The organism is Silvimonas soli (assembly GCF_030035605.1).
In the GTDB taxonomy this organism is placed as follows: domain Bacteria; phylum Pseudomonadota; class Gammaproteobacteria; order Burkholderiales; family Chitinibacteraceae; genus Silvimonas; species Silvimonas soli.
In genome coordinates this window covers 1,936,613-1,956,440 of sequence record NZ_CP106736.1, presented here as the reverse complement: position 1 = coordinate 1,956,440, position 19,828 = coordinate 1,936,613, and the positions used below count along the sequence as shown (strand labels likewise).

Annotated in this window: 18 protein-coding genes; 12 read left to right on the top strand and 6 right to left on the bottom strand. The window is 57.9% G+C overall.

Annotated features, from left to right (window positions below):
- Positions 1-168: 168 nt before the first annotated feature.
- Positions 169-849 (top strand): SPOR domain-containing protein, encoded by a 681-nt coding sequence (locus tag N7220_RS08950; RefSeq protein ID WP_283151108.1) that lies wholly within the window; start codon positions 169-171, stop codon positions 847-849.
- A 116-nt stretch (positions 850-965) separates the two neighbouring features.
- A complete protein-coding gene (locus tag N7220_RS08945) occupies positions 966-1,637 on the top strand; it encodes a thiol:disulfide interchange protein DsbA/DsbL (protein WP_283151107.1) in 672 nt (223 codons plus the stop codon).
- 90 nt (positions 1,638-1,727) lie between these two features.
- Here N7220_RS08945 and ubiT read toward each other — a convergent pair whose 3' ends face one another.
- The 4 genes from ubiT to N7220_RS08925 form a co-directional block, all read right to left on the bottom strand.
- Complete coding sequence (ubiT, locus tag N7220_RS08940) at positions 1,728-2,180, bottom strand: ubiquinone anaerobic biosynthesis accessory factor UbiT (protein WP_283151106.1); 453 nt, start codon at positions 2,178-2,180, stop codon at positions 1,728-1,730.
- Positions 2,174-3,064: a U32 family peptidase gene (locus tag N7220_RS08935; RefSeq protein WP_283151105.1), complete on the bottom strand. Its 891-nt coding sequence runs from the start codon at positions 3,062-3,064 to the stop codon at positions 2,174-2,176. The genes ubiT and N7220_RS08935 overlap by 7 nt, the downstream gene beginning before the upstream one ends.
- Before the next feature lie 59 nt (positions 3,065-3,123).
- Positions 3,124-4,122 carry a ubiquinone anaerobic biosynthesis protein UbiU gene (gene ubiU / locus N7220_RS08930; RefSeq protein ID WP_283151104.1) on the bottom strand — a complete coding sequence of 333 codons (999 nt, stop codon included), beginning with the start codon at positions 4,120-4,122 and terminating at the stop codon, positions 3,124-3,126.
- 210 nt (positions 4,123-4,332) lie between these two features.
- Positions 4,333-5,274 (bottom strand): carbohydrate kinase family protein, encoded by a 942-nt coding sequence (locus N7220_RS08925; RefSeq protein WP_283151103.1) that lies wholly within the window; start codon positions 5,272-5,274, stop codon positions 4,333-4,335.
- 420 nt (positions 5,275-5,694) lie between these two features.
- Between N7220_RS08925 and N7220_RS08920 the strand changes: the two genes are divergently transcribed.
- A complete protein-coding gene (locus N7220_RS08920; protein ID WP_283151102.1) occupies positions 5,695-7,140 on the top strand; it encodes a catalase in 1,446 nt (481 codons plus the stop codon).
- Positions 7,141-7,699: 559 nt separating this feature from the next.
- Here N7220_RS08920 and N7220_RS08915 read toward each other — a convergent pair.
- Together N7220_RS08915 and N7220_RS08910 are read right to left on the bottom strand one after the other, a co-directional pair.
- A complete protein-coding gene (locus N7220_RS08915; RefSeq protein WP_283151101.1) occupies positions 7,700-8,767 on the bottom strand; it encodes a patatin-like phospholipase family protein in 1,068 nt (355 codons plus the stop codon).
- A complete protein-coding gene (locus tag N7220_RS08910; RefSeq protein ID WP_283151100.1) occupies positions 8,764-9,495 on the bottom strand; it encodes a pseudouridine synthase in 732 nt (243 codons plus the stop codon). The genes N7220_RS08915 and N7220_RS08910 overlap by 4 nt, the downstream gene beginning before the upstream one ends.
- Positions 9,496-9,583: 88 nt before the next feature.
- On the opposite strand from N7220_RS08910, the gene N7220_RS08905 reads away from it, so the two are divergent.
- The 9 genes from N7220_RS08905 (at position 9,584) to N7220_RS08865 (ending at position 19,744) form a co-directional block, all read left to right on the top strand.
- Complete coding sequence (locus N7220_RS08905; RefSeq protein ID WP_283151099.1) at positions 9,584-10,168, top strand: uracil-DNA glycosylase family protein; 585 nt, start codon at positions 9,584-9,586, stop codon at positions 10,166-10,168.
- 58 nt (positions 10,169-10,226) lie between these two features.
- Positions 10,227-10,742 (top strand): MarR family transcriptional regulator, encoded by a 516-nt coding sequence (locus tag N7220_RS08900; protein WP_283151098.1) that lies wholly within the window; start codon positions 10,227-10,229, stop codon positions 10,740-10,742.
- A gap of 67 nt (positions 10,743-10,809) precedes the next feature.
- Positions 10,810-12,240 carry an efflux transporter outer membrane subunit gene (locus tag N7220_RS08895; RefSeq protein WP_283151097.1) on the top strand — a complete coding sequence of 477 codons (1,431 nt, stop codon included), beginning with the start codon at positions 10,810-10,812 and terminating at the stop codon, positions 12,238-12,240.
- 90 nt (positions 12,241-12,330) lie between these two features.
- Positions 12,331-13,503 (top strand): HlyD/EmrA/EmrK family protein, encoded by a 1,173-nt coding sequence (locus N7220_RS08890; protein ID WP_283151096.1) that lies wholly within the window; start codon positions 12,331-12,333, stop codon positions 13,501-13,503.
- A 140-nt stretch (positions 13,504-13,643) separates the two neighbouring features.
- Positions 13,644-15,206 carry a DHA2 family efflux MFS transporter permease subunit gene (locus N7220_RS08885; RefSeq protein ID WP_283151095.1) on the top strand — a complete coding sequence of 521 codons (1,563 nt, stop codon included), beginning with the start codon at positions 13,644-13,646 and terminating at the stop codon, positions 15,204-15,206.
- Between the two features lie 118 nt (positions 15,207-15,324).
- Entirely contained in the window at positions 15,325-15,702 is a 378-nt protein-coding gene (locus N7220_RS08880; RefSeq protein WP_283151094.1) for an antitoxin Xre/MbcA/ParS toxin-binding domain-containing protein, read from the top strand.
- Positions 15,677-16,378 (top strand): RES family NAD+ phosphorylase, encoded by a 702-nt coding sequence (locus N7220_RS08875; protein ID WP_283151093.1) that lies wholly within the window; start codon positions 15,677-15,679, stop codon positions 16,376-16,378. The genes N7220_RS08880 and N7220_RS08875 overlap by 26 nt, the downstream gene beginning before the upstream one ends.
- 242 nt (positions 16,379-16,620) lie before the next feature.
- Positions 16,621-17,637, top strand: coding sequence for a substrate-binding domain-containing protein (locus N7220_RS08870; protein WP_283151092.1), 1,017 nt, complete (start codon positions 16,621-16,623; stop codon positions 17,635-17,637).
- A gap of 478 nt (positions 17,638-18,115) precedes the next feature.
- Positions 18,116-19,744 (top strand): alpha-glucosidase, encoded by a 1,629-nt coding sequence (locus N7220_RS08865; protein WP_283151091.1) that lies wholly within the window; start codon positions 18,116-18,118, stop codon positions 19,742-19,744.
- Positions 19,745-19,828 lie beyond the last annotated feature (84 nt).

The window sequence follows — 19,828 nt, the reverse complement described above, 5'->3', positions numbered from 1 at the left end:
TTTCGGGCACATTGACCGTCCGGCGCCCGAAATGAGCCTTTTAGTATCAGGCATAAATCGATATCGTGTTGATTACGGAAAAAACCCGGCCAGGCTGGCGCGATTGTCAGCGAATTGGCGGTACAGGCGTTATGGGAAGCGCCGGAGAAGGAATACATGAGTAGAGATATGAAGCGCACCCGTTCAAGTGGCACATCGTCGCGCGGGGGCGGTGGGGGAGGCGGTGGTTCTTTATTGACGGGGCTTGTGCTGGGAGCACTGGTCGGCGTTGCCGTTGCAGTCGGGGTCGCGTTCTACATCAATCGTGGTACCAATCCGTTTGCCAACAAGGCCGCATCGCCACCGCCGGACGCGGTGTCCAGCGCGCCGGTTTCGGTGGCGAATCAGCCCGAAGTCTTGCGCCCGCAAGGTGAAGGTAAGGATGTTGCACAGCCCTTGCCACAGTCTGGCGGTGCGGCCACGCCAACACCGGCGCCCAAGGTTGCCAGTGAAGGCGAACGCTTTGATTTCTACAAAGTGTTGCCGGCCATGTCAGATAAAAGCGACAAACAGGCTGCCCCGACCAAAAAACCGGTTCAGCCTGACGCTACTCCGCCCGCTACGGTAGAGGCGCCTAAAGGTGCTTATCTGCAGGTCGGGGCGTTCCAGGATGAGCAAGAAGCGGACAACCTGAAAGCCAAGCTGGCATTGATCGGGATTGAAGCGCGCATTCAGACGGTGGAAACCCAGGACAAGGGCGTCTGGCATCGGGTGCGGGTTGGTCCGTTCAGCAGCGTGGCCGATATGGATAAGGCGCGGGGCGATCTCAAGTCCAATGGCATTGTCGCCGCGACTGTGAAAGGGCAGTAACCAGGTCAGTGACTGAACTTGGGTAGTCGCAACATAAAATGGCAAGACAGTGAATTTATGCGGGCAAAGGCGGTCACAGCCGCCGTTGCCATCTAAACAATAAAGGAACGTTAGCAATGACCCGCTGGATCAAATCCTTGCTGCTCGCAGTTGGCCTGGTGGCCGCGGTAGCAGCGCATGCCGATATCAAAGAAGGCACCGAATACAAACTGATGACCAATCCCGTGCCGGTGCAGCAACCTGGCAAGATCGAAGTCATCGAGTTCTTCTGGTACGGCTGCCCGCATTGTTTCCACGTTGAACCGTATGTAGAGAAATGGGCTGCCGCGTTGCCCAAGGATGTGAACTTCATCCGCTATCACGTGGTGTGGCAAGGCCGTAGCGATATCGTCGCTCACGCCAAAATCTTTGTGGCGCTGAACCAGATGGGCATCGCTGCCAAGTACCAGCAAGCTGTGTTCAACGCTGTTCAACGTGACGGTCTGGAACTGCGTCGCGATGAAGTCCTGTTTGACTGGGTGAAGAAGCAAGGCATCAATGTCGACCAGTTCAAGGCCGCTTATAACTCGTTCTCGGCCAACGCTGAGTTGGGCAAGCTTTCGCAACTGGTGAATACCTATCAGATTGACGGCGTCCCGACCTTTATCGTGAACGGCAAATTTGTAACTGCGCCGTCCATGGTAGGCAAGGAAGACGGTACGGTGCTGACGGTGATCGACCAGTTGATCGCCAAAGAGCGCGCAACACAGAAAAAACCTGCTGCCGCCGCAACCACCAAGAAAAAATAACAGCACGCGCTAGTTCGCTGCATGTGCTGTGAAAAGCAAAACGCCCGGTCAGATACTTGCCGGGCGTTTTCTTTTTGGCGGGCGAAAGCGTTAGCTGGCGAGATGGCCGGGCGTGAGCCAGCGGGCAATGGGCTTTGGCAAGCTTTGATAGAGCGCGTCCCAATCGGTCGCATCCAGCCGGTTTTTCAGATGCAGACCTAACTCAGTGTCGCCTTCAATCAGCAGTTTGCGCTGAAAGAACAGCGTGTCCGGATCAGCCTCGTGTCGCATCAACGCCGCCAGATCGCGCCAGTTGGCGGCCAGCGTGACCGAGGCAGGCGCGTTGCTGGCAGCAAAGCGGCGGCCATTATGGGTAAGCGTCAAACCACATCCCAGATCACGGATGGCGATGCGGATTGTTTGCCCGTTCAGCCAGGAAAAATCGTCATCCGCCCACAGCCTGGGTGCCAGCCGGTTAAGTACAAAGCCAGCAACCAGCGCCGGTGGCGCTTCGGGTAAACGTGGCAGTACTTTGCGCGGCAAAGTGGTAAAAAAGTTCAGCATGCACCGCTCCCGATCAGATGTTCGATCCCGGCTTTGCCGTACCAATAACCGTTGGCAATACCTTCGGGTTGCCACGTGGCGATATCGGGCTCGACGGCTTCTCCGGCCAAAGCTGCCGCATAGGCGCGCACCCATTCTTCGGTGAAGTGCGCTTGCGGGCTGATGCGCAAAACATCCACGCCGCTGGTTTTGAGTTCTGGCAGTGCGCTGAACAGGCTTTGGCAAGCGGCGGATTGGGTCTGAATACCATTGATGCGCAAGAACGGCCGACCATCACGTGTGTTCACGTCCAGCCCGTCCGGATGTTCAATACAGCGAAATTCACAGGCATCTTTGCTCAGATCAAAATGCCGTGCCGTGAAACAACGGGCGGAAAAGGCCAGCGGCACATGACCATGGGCGAAAATTTCGGTGGGAATGCTGCAACTGCGTTCTGCCAGCAACTGGCGTAATGCTGCGCCGGGCATTTCTACTGGCGGCACCCAGCTGGTGGCACCACGTGCGGCATACCAATCCAGCGTAGCGCCGTTGTAGATATTCAAATGCGGGCCAGCTACAAACGGCACGCCCGCGTCCTGCGCAATCTTGACCGCGCCAGGGTCGTTGGCTTCCAGCGCGAACCCGGCGTCGGCCAGTTTGCGCAGGCTGATCAAATCACCCGCCGATTCCAGCAATGCTTGCGACGACAACACCACAGTTTTGCCTGCTTGCTGGAGCGTTTGCGCCAATTCAATCCAGTCGGCAGTACGTAGCTCGTGGCGGCGGGCACAGACCACTTCACCCAGATAAATGATGCCCACCGGCCAGTGGGCGGCGGCGGCGTAAAAGTCGCTGACCTGGCTGCGCGGCCAGTAATACAGCAGAGGGCCTAAGGCGATTTTCATGCGCGTTTCCTTGATCATTGCTTGTTCTGGTTTGGTAGGGACCGCAGACGTTTGCCGGTTCAGCGCCACGGCCGGTGATAGGCGCCCAGCGTTTGCTGATGCCCTTCCGAGACGTCGGTCAGTTGGCGGGTCCAGTCTGGTTTGACGGCATAACGGCTGCTGGCTGCGGCATCGATGGCCTCACGCATCACTTTGGTCACCTGGGCGGTGTAGGTCGGGCTGCGTTGGCGGCCTTCGACCTTGATGGCGGCGACGCCGATACGTAATAGCTCTGGCAGGATCGCTAGCGTGTTCAGGCTGGTGGGTTCTTCCAGCGCGTAATACGTATCACCCGAGACCTCAAAACGGCCTTTGCACAGGGTCGGATAACCAGCTGGTTCGCCTTCGGCAAAGCGATCAATCAGAATGCCGTTGAGGCGGGCGTTGAGCGTGCCGCCGGTTTGCTCCCAGCGCACATGCGCAGCGGGTGAGCACACGCCGTGGGTATTAGGCGATTCACCGGTCGCCCACGATGACAGCTGGCAACGGCCTTCTGCCATGACGCACAGGCTGCCAAAACCGAATACTTCGACCTCTACTTTGGTATGTGCGGCCACGTACTCTACTTGCGGCAGGGTCAGCACCCGTGGCAGCACCACGCGGGAAATCCCGAAATGATCGCGGGCCAGGTTGATCGCGTCAGCGTTGGTGGCAGAGCCCTGTACCGAAAGATGGCGCCGCAATTGCGGATGCGTGCGGGTGGCGTATTCCAGCAGACCCATATCGGCAACAATCACTGCATCGGCGCCCAGATCGGCGGCGCGATCTACGGCGCGATGCCAGTGTGTGGTTTGCCCGGCTTGCGGGTAAGTGTTGATCGCCACCAGCACTTCGCGCTGGCGCTGGTGGGCGTAATGCACGCCTTCGGTGAGCTGCTGATCGGTGAAATTGAGTCCGGCAAAATTGCGGGCGTTGGTGGGGTCTTTGAAGCCGACGTAGACCGCATCGGCGCCGTGGTCCACGGCTTTTTTCAGGGCTTGCAGGCTGCCAGCGGGGCAGACCAGATGAGGAACACGCATGCAACGCTCCGCCAGAGGCAAAGCGGAGCAGCTTAGGCTGGTTGCCGTGAATGGCCCTTAATCCTGATCAAGATGAATTCTTGTAATTGGCAGGTGCCGACAAAGCGAACGCGGTGAATATCAGGTAGTGCCCAAAACAAAGACCCGATACGCCGTCATGTACTACTGACGGCGTATCGGGTCTGAGGTTTTGCCAAGCCAGGGGCTCAGTTAACTGGGCCAGCTTTCACCAAATGCCGCTTGATAACGCTGCTTGATATCGGCCAGTTCAACGTGATGATTCTGCGCACCGCGCTGGGCGATCTTGAGTGACCCCAAGAGGGACGCCAGCTTGCCGGTGCTCGGCCAGTCCCAGCCATGGCTGATACCGTGCAACAAGCCGGCGCGGAAGGCGTCACCGCAACCAGTCGGGTCTACCACCGCTTCGGCTTTGACGGCCGGAATGCGATAAGTCTGGCCATCGGCAAAAATCTCCGAACCCTCTGCGCCATAAGTGACGATCAGTGCTTTGACCTTTTGTGCCAATTGCGCAATCGAGAAGCCGGTCTTTTTCGACATCACTTCGGCTTCGTAATCGTTCAGGGTCAGGTAGTCGGCCTGTTCGGTCATTTCCAGCATTTCTTCGCCCGAGAACAACGGCATGGCCTGGCCCGGATCAAAGATAAACGGCACGCCAGCAGCGGCCAGTTGGCGACAGCGTTCCTGCATGCCCAGCTTGCCATCCGGCCCGACGATGCCCAGCGTGACCGGCACGCCGATTTCAGTGAGTTGCACGAAGTGCGACAGATTCATGGCGCCAGGGTGGAAGGCGGCGATCTGGTTGTCGTCCAGATCGGTGGTCACAAAGCATTGCGCGGTGAAGTGTTCTGGCAATTCCTGGATCCCGGCGCGGGAGATACCCAGTTTATCCAGGCGAGCGGCATAGGGGCCGAAGTCGCTGCCGACCGTGCCGACAATCAGCGGCTCATCGCCCAGGCCTTTCAGGCTATAGGCAATGTTGCCGGCGCAACCACCCAGTTCGCGGCGCATCTCCGGCACCAGGAACGAAATGGAAAGAATATGTAGCTGGTCAGGCAACAAATGATTTTTGAACTGGTCCTGGAACACCATGATGGTGTCGTAGGCAATGGAACCACTGATCAGGATAGCCATGATGCGCTCGGTGCTGGAAATGTTCGCATTATGCCATTGCCCTGACGCGGCGGGCGCTGGCGACATGCAATGCCATTTAATCGCACGCAGTGTTTATCCAGTTCTGCATAAATCTGGGCCAAATCCGGTCTATACCGATTGCAGCGCCCCAAGTGGTTGATCCTCGCGGTCGATCAAAGCGGGCAACGGTGGTGAGTCGCAATATAGTTTTTAACTACCAAAGAAGTATGGATATTCAATTTTTATTATTGGCTGGCGTCGCCCACAATCAGTTCATCCCCTCAGGCAAGAGTGCGCATCATGCAGCTATTCAGACGCAGCGAGTGGGCAGAGCTTTGGGCGCATTACAGCGGATCGTATTAGCCGGATTGTTCATCTGTCCCAACCCTTTTCAGAGCACATAGTTCAGGAGCCTTAACCATGTCTGACCGTCCGATTCTGACGTCCAATTTTGGCCAGCCGATTCCCGATAACCAGAACAGCGTGACTGCGGGCCCGCGCGGGCCGGTGCTGCTGCAAGACATTCATCTGGTGGAAAAACTGGCCCACTTTAACCGTGAGCGGGTGCCAGAGCGGGTGGTACATGCCAAAGGCTCCGGCGCATTCGGCACTTTCCGGGTGACTGCGGATATCACCGCGCATACGCGGGCCAAACTGTTCAGCGAGCTTGGCAAAGAAACCCCGGTATTCCTGCGTTTTTCTACGGTGGGTGGCGAGTCTGGTTCTGCCGACACCGAGCGCGATCCACGCGGTTTTGCGGTGAAGTTCTACACGGAAGACGGCAACTGGGACATGGTCGGTAATAACACGCCAGTGTTCTTCATCAAAGACCCGCTCAAGTTCCCGGACTTTATCCACACCCAGAAGCGTAATCCGCAAACGCACCTGAAAGACGCCAATGCCAAATGGGATTTCTGGTCGCTCTCGCCCGAGGCGCTGCATCAGATTCTCATCTTGTTTTCGGATCGGGGCACGCCTGATGGCTTCCGTTTTATGCATGGCTTCTCCAGCCACACCTTCAGCCTGATTAACGCCGCTGGCGAGCGCGTGTGGGTGAAGTGGCATTTCAAGAACAAGGCCGGCATCAAGAATCTGCACCCGAGCGAAGCGGGCCGCCTGGCCGGGGCCGATCCGGATTACGCCCAACGTGATCTGTTCAACGCCATCGACAAGGGGGACTTTCCCAAGTGGCGTGTCTGTGTCCAGGTGATGACAGAAACCCAGGCGCAACAATTTCGCTGGAACCCGTTTGATCTGACCAAAATCTGGCCGCATGCCGAGTTCCCATTAATTGAAGTCGGCGAGCTGGAACTGAACCGCAATCCGCAAAACTACTTTGCCGAAGTCGAACAAGCCGCCTTGTCGCCCGCCAATATTGTGGATGGCATGGGCTTTTCGCCGGACAAAATGCTGCAAGGTCGTCTGTTTGCCTACAACGATGCGCATCGCTATCGCATCGGCAGCAACTACGCGCAATTGCCGGTGAATGCGCCGCAATGCCCGTTCCACAACTATCAGCGCGATGGCTCCATGCGTTTTGACGGTAATGGTGGCGCGGCGCCGGTGTATGAACCCAACTCGCTGGGTGGCTCTGCCGAGCAAGCGCCAGGTTACGCCGAACCCGCGCTGGCGCTGGGCGAGGTGAGTGCTGATCGCTACAGCCATGCAGAAACCGAGCATGATCATTACTCGCAACCGGCGGCGCTGTTCCATTTGATGGATGGTTCGCAGCAACAATTGCTGATTGATAACATCGCCGGCTCGATGGCCGCCGTGACGCAACCGGGTGTGGTGCAGCGGATGCTGGGGCATTTCGAGAAGGTTGATCCGAAGCTGGCGGCGGGGATTGCGGCGAAGCTGGGTTAAGGTTAGTTGATGTGTAAGGTGGGTTTGGAGCCTCGCTCGGGGCGATAACCCACCATTGCTGCGCAGGTAGGGCAGGTGCAATCCGCCAGACAGATGTTGTTGCTTGTTTTACGCTGAAGGCGTGTTTTTGTTAGTGCCTGCGGCACGGTTGTGAAAAGCGTTTGATACCCGGTGGTGACCGGGAGCACGACACCTTTCTTTGCGTCGCCAAAGAAAGGTGTCCCAAAGTCCCGCAGAGCGGGATAGCAAAAGGCGACCCGACAGCGCAAGCGCAAACGCAAACGCAAACGCAAACGCAAACGCAAACGCAAACGCAAACGCAAACGCAAACGGGGCCCGAAGTCAAAAGCCGAAACGAACAGACTGGTGACCAGTTGCCTTTACGCGCATCCTGCGTTCCCTCGGTCGGCCGGAGCCTGAGGTCTCCGGCTCTCGGTCGGCGTGTTCCGTTGCTTTGTCTGCCAGGTAAAGATCAAAAGCCAGGCAAAAGGGTGACGTGGTAACCAGTAGCCCGGATGAAGCGAAGCGAGAATCCGGGGGTGCAATGCCCCAGCGACCCTCACCGCCGCCCTGGCAACGGCTCAACAAACTGTACCGGCTCCCGGCTATTGATCAACGTCGCAAAGTCCTCCGCCAGATACTGCCCGGCCTCAATCGCCACCTTCCAGTCGCGAACCCGTTCGGCATCGCGGCCTTCGTAACGGATGAAATCTTTGCGATCGGGCACACGTTGGTTTGGCAACAGCTTGAGGAATTCCTCAGTCGGTGCCAGCAATACCGTGCGATCCATAAACAGCGGTTTGCGCCATGGCAGAAATTTATCCAGCCAGCCGGTGGTGACTTTGCTGGCAAAGTGCGGCAACAACATCAGTCCTTGCGGCTCGGCCAGCGCCAGATCCATGTGGTAATCAATCAGCCCGCCATCCAGATAAGTCCCGGCAGGTGCACCGGGGATGTCTTTCACTGCTTCCAGTACGCCAGGGATGGCGCCGCTGGCCAGCAAAGCATCGCTGAAATTGGCGGTATTGAGTGGCACAGCGGTATCGCCAAAGCCATCGTCGATAAAACGGGCGGGGTGCGCGCCGGTGTGAAATACCACGCGCTGAAAGAAATTGGCCATATGCCGACGGCCACGGGCGTTGGCGAAAACAGCTCGGACCAGCGCTTTGCGGTCACTGCGGCTGCCTGAGCCATCCACGCCGTTCAGGCCACGCGCGGTGAGGATATGCAAATGCAGCTTGGGGTTGCTGATGATCTGCTCGACGCCATCGCTACCGAACATCGCCGTCATGATCTTGCGGGCTTCGTGGGTGACTTCGCTGGCCGGTGGCTTGACGGTGTAGCGTTGCTCCAGATAGGCCGCTTCAAAGCGCTCCAGCCCGGCCAGCGGATCACTCATGGCCACCGCAGCCAGTCGCCATGCGCCTATCGATGCGCCTACGGCTTGCAGCGGCGTGCTCCGCGCGGCCAACCATTCGCCAAATAGAATGCGATCCAGCCGTGCCAGCACTTGCCACTTGGGACCGCCCGCTGCCGCACCCAGATGAGAGAACATATCCGGCATGAAACCGGCAGACTGAATCTGCGCCAGGGCTGCTGGCCCGGCCTGGATCTTCAGATACTTCATGCGGAGAGATCCGGTTCCCGGTTCAGTGCGGCGATGTGTTCATCAGTCAGATAACGCCATTCGCCTTCGGCCAGGTCCAGCGATGCCAGTGTCAGTCCGCCAATGGCCACGCGGGTCAGTGCCGCGCAGTGATTGCCCGCTGCGGCCAGCATGCGTTTAACCTGGTGATACTTGCCTTGGTCCAGCACCATCTCGATATGGAATTCATCGACGAGGCGGGCGGACAAAGCGGCAATCGGTGCGGGTTCGTCATGCAATTGCACGCCGTCGCGCAAGTGTTGCACCAGTTTCTCGGTGGCCGCTTCGGCGACGGTTGCCAGATATGTTTTGGGCTGATGATGGCGCGGGTGCGATTGCGCGTGGATAAACGCGCCGTCATCCGACAGTAGCAGCAGGCCGGTGGTGTCATGGTCAAGCCGCCCGACCGGCTGGATGTCGCGTTCAATCAGCGGGTCCGGCAACAGCGTCAGAATGCCCGGATGATGGCTTGGTTTGCGCGAGCATTCATAATTGCTAGGCTTGTTCAGTGCCACATATAGCCGTTCGCGATAGGGCCAGTCTTCTTCACCGAACAAGGTGATGAGCATGCCGTCCGTTTCGAAAACGGTGCGGTAGTCGGTAGCGAGCTCGCCATTAATGGCGACTTCGCCGTCGGCAATGAGTTCGCGGCAGCCTTTGCGCGAGCCAAAGCCTTGGGATTGGAGAATGCGATCGAGTGCTAGTTTCATGGGCGCAACTTTAACGCGAGTGCGCGTTGACTGAAAGTAGGGCGGCCGGTATCAACGCCGCCGCCTTTTCTTTTTTTTGCAGGTGGTGATGAGCGAGCTTGATTTACTGTTGACCGAGATCCGCGCCTGTACGCATTGCGCCGCATCCTTGCCACTTGGCCCAAGGCCGGTGTTGACTGCGTCGACCACTGCGCGAGTGCTGATTGTCGGACAGGCGCCAGGGACCAAAGTCCATGCCTCGGGCGTGCCCTGGTCAGATGCTTCTGGCCGACGCTTGCGCGAATGGTTGGGGGTAGATGAAGCCACTTTTTATGATGCTTCGCGCATCGCCATCGTGCCGATGGGCTTTTGCTATCCCGGCAAAGGCAAGTCCGGCGATTTGCCGCCACGGCCAGAATGCCGCCAGTTGTGGCATTCGCGCTTGTTGCCACTCATGCCACAGGTTGAGCTGGTGCTGGCGATTGGTCAGTATGCGCAGGCGTATTTTCTTGGCGCCCAACGCAAAGCCGATCTCACCGCCACGGTGCGCGCATGGCGCGAATACAGCCCGCGCTGCATTCCGCTGCCTCATCCCAGCCCGCGTAATCAGGCGTGGTTAAAACACAATCCGTGGTTTGCCGAGGAAGTCTTGCCCGAATTAAGGGCGTGCGTAGCGCACGCATTGACCAGATAACCGACTGACGGTTCAAATAATTCTTGCTATAAATAGTACAAATATTTACTATTTAGCCATGAACGAAATCCATGATCACACCGATATCCCCAGTTTTGTGGATATTGAACAGCGAATCGAGCGTGTTTGCTCCCGCGTGCCGGGCAGCGATCGGCAGGGCGTATTGCTCAAAATGCTGCTGCAGCACGTCGCCGGTGGCCTGAACGCGCGCATGAATCAAGTGCTGCGTGAGTACAGCCTGAACCGCATCAGTTTTCTGGCGCTGGTCATGCTGGTCAGCTCGCAAGGCAAGCCGTTAAACCCGTCAGATCTGGCTGATTCGACTGGCGAATCGCGCGCCAATGTCACGCGGATTTGCGATGAGCTGGTTGCCAAAGAGTTGTTGACGCGTGAACCCAACCCGGAAGACCGGCGCCGCATCGATCTCTACCTGGCTCCACATGGCGAAGAACTCGTAAAAGAGCTGCTGCCAAAAATCCAGAATTACGCATTCGCACCATTTGAGGTACTGACCGCCGAAGAGCGTGATGTGCTGGAAAGCGTATTGAAAAAACTGTTGGCTCGTCTGACTTGATCAACTACGGTTGATTGTCGCTGGCCACTTTTTTTGCCTAAATAATTCCACTTTTGATTATAACGATATGAAACAAAAGCTTGCGTTTGGCATATTAGTACTGTTGGCGGGATGCGCGAGCGTTCCGGATGACCACCCCTCGGTCAAGATGCGCGACGCCGCCGCCGCCCAGCTTTCCACCCAGCTCAAGCTGGCGCAGGAAGGCTGGCCGCAAGCACGCTGGTGGACGCGTTATCAAGATGATCAGCTCAACGCACTGATGGATGCCGCCCTTAAGGGCTCGCCGTCGCTGGCCGTGGCGCAGACGCGCGTGACCTTGGCGCAGACCGGCATCAGCCAGGCTCGCGCCGCCGACGGTGTGAACATTCGCGCCAGCGTAAGTGTCTCCCGCGAAATGACCTCGCAATACGGCATCTATCCGCCGCCTCTGGCTGGCACCTGGATCACCGACAGCGAACCGATGGTCAACGCCACTTACCAGTTTGACTGGTGGGGCAAGCACAAGGCCGAGATTGCCGCCGCATTGGGCGAAACCGCTGCCAGCCGTGCCGACTACGCCGCTGCTGAACAAGCGCTGACCGCTGCTGTGGCGCAGGCCTACTTTGCCTGGCAGGCCGATCTGGCACGCATTGAGTTGGTCAAGCAGCAGCGCGACGTGCAAAACAGGCTGCAAAAAATCGCGGTACGCCGCGTGCAAAGCGGTCTGGAAAACGACACTGTGCAGCGTAGCGCGAGTGGTGACGTGGCCAATCAGGACAGCGTGATCGCGCAACTGCAAACCAGTGAGCGCAAAGATCGTGAATCGCTGCGGGCTTTGGTTGGCGTGACCGGTAGTGATAGCGGCATCGACCATTTGGGCGCCCGGCCATTGCCGGCTACTGCCGGTGGCGTGCCGACCGATCTTGGCCTGAATCTGGTGGCCCGTCGTCCAGATCTGCAAGCCGCACGCTGGCGCGTTGAAGCCAGTGTGCAGCGCACCGATGCCAGCAAAGCTGCGTTTTACCCCGATGTAAACCTGAGTGCCTTCTTCGGTTTCTCCAGCCTGAGTCTGGACGATCTGCTCAAACGCGGCACGCGTACCTATGGCATTACGCCTGGGATCAGCTTGCCGATCTTTGACAGCGGTCGCCTGGCGGCTGGCTTGCAAGGTGACCGTGCGCAGCGTGATGTTGCCATTGCCCAGTACAACCAGACATTGGTAAACGCCGTGCAGGACGTGGCCAATCAGGGCATTGCGCTGCAAGGCTTGAGCGATCAGGAAAAAGCGATGCGTGCTTATCTGCATGCCACTGAAGGCGTTCGCGATAGCCAGCAAAAACGGATGCAAAGCGGCCTGACGGATCAAGGCTCGGTCCTGCGTGCGGAGCTGCCGGTACTGATGATCCAGGACCAGTTGCTGGTGCTGAAGAATCGTCAGCTGGAAGCTGAAGTCGCGTTGGTTCGCGCCTTGGGCGGCGGTTACGAGGCCCCAGCCGATACCGCTGCACAGGCTGAATAAGCGCCTGCCAAAGATCAGCATTTAAAAAATTGAGCAAAAGTGGTCAGCACTGACCACGCAAAAAGACAAAACAGATTCCGGAGAAACACCATGACGACAGAAACCAACGCCGCCCAGCCGGCAGCTACGCCCGAGCAAAAAAAACGCAAGCCGATAATGGCCATTATCACCACCGTATTTGTGTTGGCCGGGATCGGCTATGGCATTTACTACGCCACGGTGTTGTCGCAGCGCGAAGAAACCGATAACGCCTATGTGGGCGGCAACCTGGTCACGCTGACCTCGCAGGTCACCGGCACCGTGACTGAAATCCGTGCCGACGAAACGCAATTTGTGAAGAGCGGCGAAGAAGTGGTCAAGCTGGACCCAGTGGACGCCAAAGTAGCGTTGGCACAATCGGAAGCCGCCCTGGGCGATACCGTGCGCCAGTTGCGCCAGCAATATGCCAATGCCGCCCAGTACGATGCGGTGCTGGCCCAGCGCAAGATTGATTTGTCCCGCGCTAACGATGACTTGAATCGCCGTGCGCCGCTGGCCGCCGACCATACTGTGTCGACGGAAGAAGTGTCCCACGCCAAAGATGCAGTCGAGAACGCCAAAGCCGCGCTCGATGTGGCGGTGAAGCAATCCGAAGCTCAGCACGCCAGCATTGATGGTGTGGATATCCCGCACCACCCGACCGTGCTGCGCGCCAAAGCCAACTTTGAGCAAGCGTGGTTGTCGGTGCAACGCAATGCCATCGTCGCGCCGGTGTCGGGTTACGTGGCCAAGCGTGGTGTTCAGGTTGGCGCGCGTATCGCCCCAGGCCAATCGTTGCTGTCGATTGTGCCGCTGGACCAACTGTGGGTGGATGCCAACTTCAAGGAATCCGAGCTGCGTAATATCCGCATCGGTCAGGCCGCCAAAATCACCGCCGATATCTATGGCGGCAAGGTTGAGTACCACGGCAAGGTTGTAGGCCTGGGTGCCGGTACCGGTAGCGCATTCAGCCTGCTGCCAGCGCAAAACGCCACCGGCAACTGGATCAAGGTAGTGCAGCGCGTGCCGGTGCGTATCCAGCTGGATGAAAAAGAACTGGCAGCGCATCCACTGCGGGTTGGCCTGTCGACCGTTGTTGAGGTCGATACCCATAACCGCGATGGCGATGTGCTGTCCGCCACGGCCGCCAACAAACCGCTGTTCGCCACCGAGGCTTTTGCTCAACCGATGCAAGACGCCGAAAAGCTGGCCAACAACATTGTGACGAAGAACCTCGGCAAGTAAGACGCACCTTGGCGTGGCCGCCGGTGACAAATCAGGTGCGCCACGCAATCCAGCACATCAATTCGTTGATCATTGAATAAAAGAAAGCCAGCCGTCGCCCAAGGTAACGGTTGTGCCAGTTCTTACCCTGGAGGGTAATCATGGCTTCCAGCGACCAGGCGGTTGCGCCCAGCCCCGCGCCTTTACATGGCGCCAAGCTCGGGCTAATGACGGTGGCATTGTCGTTTGCCACTTTCATGGAAATTCTCGACACCACCATCGTCAACGTGTCGGTGCCGCATATCGCCGGGGATCTGGCAGTGGCGGCCAATCAGGGCACATGGGCGATCAGTTCGTATGGTCTGGCGGCGGCGATTGCCGTGCCGCTGACCGGCTGGCTGGCTGGCCGCTTTGGCCAGGTGCGCTGTTTTTCGTTATCCGTGCTGTTGTTTACGGTGATGTCGATCATGTGTGGTCTGGCGAACAGCCTGCCCATGCTGGTGGCATTCCGTTTCCTGCAAGGTCTGGTCTCCGGCCCGATGGTGCCGTTGTCGCAAACCTTGCTGCTGAACAATTATCCACCCGAGAAAAAAGGCGTGGCGCTGGCGTTATGGTCGATGACGGTGATTGTTGCGCCGATCTTCGGGCCCTTGCTGGGCGGCTACATCACCGACCAGTTCAGCTGGCCGTGGATTTTCTACATCAACGTGCCGATTGGTCTGGCCGCCGGGATCATGTCCTGGCAGTTGCTCAAGCACCGCGAAACCAAGACCGTCAAATTGCCTATCGACGTGGTCGGGCTGATCTTGCTGGTGGCGGGCGTGGGCAGCCTGCAAGTCATGCTGGATAACGGTAACGATCTGGACTGGTTCAACTCCACCTTCATCGTTACCCTGGCTGTGATCGCAGTAACCGCGCTGACCTACTTCGTGGCGTGGGAGCTGACCGACAAACATCCGATTGTTGACCTCACCTTGCTCAAGCGGCGCAATTTCCGTATCGGCGTAATTGTGCTGTCGCTGGGCATGTTCTGCTTCTTTGGTTCGACCGTGCTGTTCCCGCTGTGGCTGCAAACGGTGATGGGTTACAACGCCACGTGGGCCGGGATCGCCACTGCGCCAGGCGGTGTGCTGGCGCTGCTGCTCTCGCCGATTATTGGCAAGAACATCAACCGGCTTGAGTTGCGCGTGGTGTCGTCAGTGGCGTTCACCGTGTTTGCCGGCACCATGTTCTGGTACGCCAGTTTTACGCTGGATACCAATTTCGGCTACATCGCACTGGCGCGCTTCTCGCAGGGGATTGCGATTGCGTGTTTCTTTATCCCGATCAACCAGATCATTCTGTCGGGATTGGGCGCGCAACAAATGGCTTCGGCTTCGGGCTTGTCCAACTTCTTCCGGACCATCTCGGGTAGCTTTGCCACAGCCATTGCCGTGTTCTTGTGGGATCGGCGCGAGACCTTCTCGCATGCCCGCCTGACCGAAAACATTACCAATGCCAGCCCGGCCACGACGGATTATCTGGCCAAGCTGCAAGACCTTGGTTTATCGGCGCAGGCCGCGTATGCCCAGGTGGATCAGGTGATCAATCAGCAGGCGTACATGATCGCCACCAAAGAAGTGTTCTGGCTGTTGGGTGTGATCTTCCTGTCGCTGGTGGCCATTGTCTGGCTGGCTAAGCCGCCATTCACCAACAATGCCGGTTCGGGTGGTGGCGGTCACTGAGTCCCCGTGACGACTCAGGCGAGTTCATCAAGATTTACAGAAAAACCCCACGTTGATCGGTGGGGTTTTTCTGTGGAAACAATAAAGTGGTATATTTTCCTCAGAAAGGAGTTTTGCCATGACTGCACTTGAAAAAGTCACGCCGCAAGAAGAAGCAGTAATCACCAAAGCTGTAGTGCGCACGGCAGAGAAGCTCGATTTTCGCCAATCTGACCTGGGCCGCCTGCTTGGGTTGTCTGGTGCCAGCGTCAGCCGCATGGTGCACGGTCAGTACGAACTGAATACGCATCGCCCGGAATGGGACGCCGCGCTGGCGCTGATTCGTGTTTATCGCTCGCTGTCGTCGATTCTCGGCGGGCAGGAAGACCTGATCCGGCGCTGGATGCATTCGCCTAACACCGATCTGGGTGGCGTACCGTCCGATATCGTCCGGCGCGGTGCCGGTGGCTTGTTTCAGGTAGGGATTTATCTTGATTCCATGCGCGGCCGAATCTAACGCAGAAGTCGCCCTCAAGCCCTGGCGTTCGGTGGAAACCCAACGCGAGGTGGCGACACTGGCGCTGGTGGATAACGATCCGGATGAACAAGCCCTGCTTGAGGCCATTCTGGATGACAACAAACCGCCGCTGCCGACCGATGCCGCCAAACTGCATTACCTGTTAAGCACGCCGTTTCGCTACCCGGCGCATCCTCCCAATGGCAGCCGCTTTGTGCGGCCCGGTGCGCTGGGCATGCTTTATGCCGCCGAAAACAAACTGACCGCGATGGCGGAATCCGGTTACTGGCAGCATCGCTTCAACCGGGCTTCGGCTGGTTTGCGCGATACCCATGTCACGCTAGCCCGCACCTTGTTTCAAGTTAGCGTCGCGGGCAAAGCCATTGATTTGCTTAAGCCACCGTTTGCTGAACATGCCAGCCTGTGGAACGCACCAGACAACTACACCGCCACGCACGAACTGGGCAGCGCCGCGCGTGAGAACAGCGATGTCGATCTCATTCTGTATGAATCCGTACGCGACCCGGACCACGGTGTGTGTGTGGCGGTGGTAAACGTGCGGGCATTCAAGCGGCGCAAACCATTGGCCAGCGAAGAATGGCATTTAACGCTGCAAGGCCCCAACGTGCTGTTCCGGCGCGGCGTGGAAACCATCTCTTTTCGCTTCGAAAACTGAATCGCGCTTCCGATACCGGAAAAATGGCGCCGTCGATGCCGGTAAACCCGCCAATTAGCCAGGGATACGGCATTCGCTGGATGGCTTTGGCCGGGACGGGCCCGCAGAATGTGCGGCAATGGCAAAACGTGGTCGATCTATCTTGCTGATCGCGTAACAGCATCAGGCAATTAGCCATTTTTGCGCACAACCGTTTAACATCCGCATTTCGTCGCTCTGTTGCCGATCCATACCTGGTGCCCATGAACCTTCGTCAGCTCGCTGCCCATTTACAGCTTTCCCCAACGACCGTCAGTCGCGCGCTCAATGGCTTTCCTGAAGTCAATGCCGAAACCCGCGAGCGCGTTGTAGAGGCGGCGGCGCGTTTGGGTTATCGCGCCAATACTGTGGCGCGGCGTTTGGCGACGGGCAAAACCGACAGCATCGGCATCATTTATCCGTTTGAGCCGTCTGATCTGGGCGATCCGGTATTTCTGGACATCATTGCCGGTATTACCGAACGCCTCGGTGAAGCCGCGATGGACCTGGTGATTGTTTCGGCCGCGCAAGAGAACGAACTGGAAACCTATCAGCGCGTGGTTTCTGGCGGGCGCGTGGACGGCTTGATTGTGGCGCGAACGCAAGTGAGCGATGCGCGGCTGCAATATCTGCAAGAAAAGAACTTCCCGTTTGTGGCGCACGGACGCAGTGATCTGGCCAAGCCCTACGCCTGGTTCGATTACGATAACGAATACGGCATGCGCATCGCGGTGGACCGCCTCACCGCGCAAGGTCACCGCCATATTGCGTTGATCAGCGCGCCGCTGAGCATGAATTTCGCCGCACAACGGCGCATGGGTTATCTGGTCGGCCTGCACGCAGCGGGCGTGCAGGTGGAACCCGAGTTCATGGTGCAAGGCGGCCTGAGCCCGGCCGAAGGTGCCGCTGCGCTCAATCAACTGCTGGCCTTGCCGCAACGCCCGACAGCGGTGGTGGTGGATAACAACGTCTCGGCGGTGGGCGTGATGAACGCCTTGCGCCAGAGCGGCCTGCAACCAGGGCGCGATATCTCGGTGATCGTGTTCGGTGGTTTACCGGCTTTGCTGGCCGACAGCATGACCGTGAGCGCCATCGTCCAGCCACAAGCGCGCGAAGCCGGTCGCACCATGGCCGAATTGATGCTGGGCCGTCTTGCCGGCAACCCGCCGCAAACACTTAACCGCCTGTGGCGCCCGGAGTTTGTTTGCGGCAGTACCGATATGGCACCAGCAACCGCCTGAACTGCGAATTCCTCCTTTTTGCAACGCCCGGTAAAGCATGCAGATGCCTTTATCTGCTGACGCTGAACCCGCGTTCGTCCTTTGCTGCTTGGGTTTGCGCCACGGCACGCGTTTCTGCTTCCTCTCTCATAAGTGATTTACCGTAGTTTCTGATTGCTTACTACCAGGTTTAAGATGCGCTCTACGCTGATTCAAACCGGTTTGATTGATGTGAATGCCGGATTTGTCCATCAAATTGAGCTGAAAGTGGCTTGGTCTCGTGCTGACAAAAGAAGCTGGTGGTGATTGCACTACGCAATAGCCCGCATCATCCGCCGCGCGGATAAGGCACAAACCTGGTTCTCGCAGCGTGCACGGGCGGTCTATAACTGCTACGCACCCGGCGCAACGAGGCAGTTGAGTAAACCGGTAACCCGGGTCATTAACCAAAGTATCGGGCGAGACATTTTGGTGAATGACTCTTTTCAAAGAAGAAATCATGAGTAAGCGACAGGCAGCTTCAGGCAGCACAAAGTGGTGGCGTGGTGCGGTGATTTACCAGATTTATCCGCGCAGTTTTGCCGACAGCAATGGCGATGGCGTGGGTGACCTCAATGGCATCAGCGCGCATCTGGATTACGTCGCCAGCCTGGGTGTCGATGCAGTCTGGATCAGCCCGTTCTTCAAGTCGCCGATGAAAGACTTTGGCTACGATGTTTCTGATTACTGTGCGGTTGATCCTCTGTTCGGTTCAATCGAGGACTTCGACCGCCTGCTGGCCAAAGCGCATTCGCTTGGTCTGAAGATCATCATTGATCAGGTGTTGTCGCACACCTCAGATCAGCATGCCTGGTTCAAGGAAAGCCGCCAGGATCGGACCAACGCCAAAGCCGACTGGTACATCTGGGCCGATCCGCAAGCTGACGGCACGCCGCCCAACAACTGGTTGTCGATTTTCGGCGGCCCGTCGTGGCGCTGGGATACCCGTCGCCTGCAGTACTACATGCACAACTTCCTCGGTAGCCAGCCGGATCTGAACTTCCATAACCCGGAAGTACAGGATGCCACGCTGGAACAGATCGAATTCTGGCTCAAGCGCGGTGTGGATGGCTTCCGCTTTGATGCGTGTAATTACCATTTTCACGATCAACAACTGCGCAGCAATCCGCCAGCGACCAAGCGTGATACCGCGTCGGTGAGCATTGAAAATCCGTACGGTTACCAAGCGCATTTGTACGACAAGACCCAGCCGGAAAACGTGGCTTTCCTGCAGCGCATCCGCAAGCTGCTGGATCAATACGGCGCGATGAGCGTGGGTGAAGTGGGCGACGACAATAGCCTGAGCATCATGGCCGAGTACACCAATGGCGGCGACAAGCTGAACATGGCGTACAGCTTTAACCTGCTGACCGCCGACTTCTCTGCCGAACATATCCGCAGCCAGGTCAGTGATCTGGAAGCCGAAATCAAAGACGGTTGGGGCTGCTGGACTACCGGCAACCACGACTCGATCCGCGTTGTTACCCGCTGGGGCAAAGACACGCAACATCCGCGCTTTGCGCCCATGATTCTGGCCATGGAAACCGCCTTGCGTGGCTCCAGTTGCCTGTATCAGGGCGAAGAACTGGGCCTGCCCGAAGCGCAACTGACCTTTGAACAACTGCAAGACCCGTACGGCATTACGATGTGGCCGGAATTCAAAGGCCGCGACGGTTGCCGCACGCCCATGCCGTGGCAGTCTGGCGCGGTTAATGCCGGTTTTGGCGCGCACGAACCTTGGCTGCCAGTTGCCGCGACACATGTACCGCTGGCCGTGGATACGCAAGAGTCGAACAGTGAATCCACGCTCAACGCCTATCGCCGCATTCTGCACTGGCGTAAAACCCAACCGGCCTTGATTGAGGGCGATATCGCGTTCTTCAAATCCGCTGAACCGGTGCTGGCATTCACTCGTAGCTGGCATGGCCAGACGATTGTGGCGGTGTTCAATTTGAGTGAACAAGAAACGACGTTTGAGTTGCCGGTTGCTGCAACCGAACTGGCTGGCCACGGTCTGGCAGGCGCCGAACTGGTGGGCAAGACCCTCAAGCTGGGCGCGTGGGGTGGCTGGTTTGGCGTGGTGGTTTGAAGTTGGTGAGGTGGCGGTGCGCATGAATGCGCACCCTACGTGAGCAGATTTTGCAGGGTTGGCACGCGCAGCGTGCGAACGCGT

Excerpts from the sequence above, each read along its gene's own strand:
- N7220_RS08950 (WP_283151108.1), top strand. The coding sequence starts at position 169 with ATGAAGCGCACCCGTTCAAGTGGCACATCGTCGCGCGGGGGCGGTGGG.
- N7220_RS08945 (WP_283151107.1), top strand. The coding sequence starts at position 966 with ATGACCCGCTGGATCAAATCCTTGCTGCTCGCAGTTGGCCTGGTGGCC.
- ubiT (WP_283151106.1), bottom strand. The coding sequence starts at position 2,180 with ATGCTGAACTTTTTTACCACTTTGCCGCGCAAAGTACTGCCACGTTTA.
- N7220_RS08935 (WP_283151105.1), bottom strand. The coding sequence starts at position 3,064 with ATGAAAATCGCCTTAGGCCCTCTGCTGTATTACTGGCCGCGCAGCCAG.
- ubiU (WP_283151104.1), bottom strand. The coding sequence starts at position 4,122 with ATGCGTGTTCCTCATCTGGTCTGCCCCGCTGGCAGCCTGCAAGCCCTG.
- N7220_RS08925 (WP_283151103.1), bottom strand. The coding sequence starts at position 5,274 with ATGGCTATCCTGATCAGTGGTTCCATTGCCTACGACACCATCATGGTG.
- N7220_RS08920 (WP_283151102.1), top strand. The coding sequence starts at position 5,695 with ATGTCTGACCGTCCGATTCTGACGTCCAATTTTGGCCAGCCGATTCCC.
- N7220_RS08915 (WP_283151101.1), bottom strand. The coding sequence starts at position 8,767 with ATGAAGTATCTGAAGATCCAGGCCGGGCCAGCAGCCCTGGCGCAGATT.
- N7220_RS08910 (WP_283151100.1), bottom strand. The coding sequence starts at position 9,495 with ATGAAACTAGCACTCGATCGCATTCTCCAATCCCAAGGCTTTGGCTCG.
- N7220_RS08905 (WP_283151099.1), top strand. The coding sequence starts at position 9,584 with ATGAGCGAGCTTGATTTACTGTTGACCGAGATCCGCGCCTGTACGCAT.
- N7220_RS08900 (WP_283151098.1), top strand. The coding sequence starts at position 10,227 with ATGAACGAAATCCATGATCACACCGATATCCCCAGTTTTGTGGATATT.
- N7220_RS08895 (WP_283151097.1), top strand. The coding sequence starts at position 10,810 with ATGAAACAAAAGCTTGCGTTTGGCATATTAGTACTGTTGGCGGGATGC.
- N7220_RS08890 (WP_283151096.1), top strand. The coding sequence starts at position 12,331 with ATGACGACAGAAACCAACGCCGCCCAGCCGGCAGCTACGCCCGAGCAA.
- N7220_RS08885 (WP_283151095.1), top strand. The coding sequence starts at position 13,644 with ATGGCTTCCAGCGACCAGGCGGTTGCGCCCAGCCCCGCGCCTTTACAT.
- N7220_RS08880 (WP_283151094.1), top strand. The coding sequence starts at position 15,325 with ATGACTGCACTTGAAAAAGTCACGCCGCAAGAAGAAGCAGTAATCACC.
- N7220_RS08870 (WP_283151092.1), top strand. The coding sequence starts at position 16,621 with ATGAACCTTCGTCAGCTCGCTGCCCATTTACAGCTTTCCCCAACGACC.
- N7220_RS08865 (WP_283151091.1), top strand. The coding sequence starts at position 18,116 with ATGAGTAAGCGACAGGCAGCTTCAGGCAGCACAAAGTGGTGGCGTGGT.